The organism is Streptomyces alkaliphilus (genome assembly GCF_014141535.1).
GTDB classification, from domain to species: domain Bacteria; phylum Actinomycetota; class Actinomycetes; order Streptomycetales; family Streptomycetaceae; genus Streptomyces; species Streptomyces alkaliphilus.
The window spans coordinates 1-651 of sequence record NZ_VKHT01001599.1 but is presented as its reverse complement, the minus strand read 5'-3'; the positions used below and the strand labels follow the sequence as shown (position 1 = coordinate 651).

The 651-nt window shown below is 76.0% G+C and carries 1 pseudogene; it reads right to left on the bottom strand.

Going from position 1 to position 651, the window contains the following annotated elements:
• Positions 1 to 560, bottom strand: a pseudogene (locus tag FNQ90_RS25885) (dTMP kinase); the annotation flags it as partial.
• Between the last annotated feature and the right edge of the window lie 91 nt (positions 561 to 651).

Below are 651 nucleotides of genomic sequence, written 5' to 3'. Positions count from 1 at the left end.
GCATCGCCCTCGGGCGGCGGGGGCGGCAGCAGGGCCGGGGCGGCGGCGTCCCGGGTGATGGTCCACACCCGCTCGGCGACGGCCAGGACGAGGGCCGTGACCAGGAGCCACACCCAGGCGGTGCCGGGTGTCCAGTCCACCCACAGCGGGGCGAGCACCAGTGCGACCACCCGGACGCCGTCGGCACCGACCAGGGTCCACCGGCGGTCCAGGGGACCGTCGGCGGAGACCAGTTTGGCCAGCGGGTCCAACAGCAGTGTGCCGACCAGGACACCGGCGCCGATGCGGACGGCGAGCAGCAGCGCCAGGCTCAGGACGACACCGCGCTCACCCCCGCCGAGCGCGCCGGCCACCGCGGCGGCCTGAAAGGTCAGCACCAGCAGCACCAGCAGGGCGAGGACGTCCGCCGTGCCGCCGGCGAGCTGTGCCTCCCACAGTCGGCGCAGGGTGGGTAGGCGCAACAGCGCCCGGGGAGCGCGCTCCCGGGACTCCGTCGCCAGTGCCTCGTCGATGACACCACCCGCGGGGCTCGCGGCCCCGGGTTCCTCCGCTCGCGTCATTCGGCCAGCGTAGCGCCCGGAGCGGACACCCCGCCGACGTCCCCGGGGGTCGGACGGACTGTGGGGGGCGGGTGACGGGGTCTCGGGAAAC